Source organism: Alkalihalophilus lindianensis (assembly GCF_032843265.1).
Taxonomy (GTDB): domain Bacteria; phylum Bacillota; class Bacilli; order Bacillales; family Bacillaceae_D; genus Alkalihalophilus; species Alkalihalophilus lindianensis.
The window spans coordinates 1-246 of record NZ_JAWJBA010000816.1 but is presented as its reverse complement, the minus strand read 5'-3'; the positions used below and the strand labels follow the sequence as shown (position 1 = coordinate 246).

The 246-nt window shown below is 73.2% G+C and carries 1 protein-coding gene; it reads left to right on the top strand.

The window, feature by feature from the left end; translation table 11 throughout:
- A partial coding sequence (locus RYX56_RS24445) for a hypothetical protein (protein WP_317124399.1) occupies positions 1 to 246 on the top strand: 246 nt, incomplete at both ends.

Genomic DNA, 246 nt, shown 5'->3' with positions numbered 1-246 from the left:
CCCTCGAGGCGTTCTACCAGGCGCTGGCGCAGGAGCTGGAGGCGGGCACGCTGGAGACGGGCGGCCTCTCGCGCGAGGACATCGAGCAGCTGCTGGGCGCGCTGAGGGGCCTGGCATCGGGCAGCGACCCGGACGACGCCTACACACGCGGCGTCGAGGTGGCGCGCTCGATCACCGAGCTGCAGGGGAGCGAGGTGATCCTGCTGCTCGAGGAGCTGGTCGCCATCGCGCGCCGCATCGCCGAGG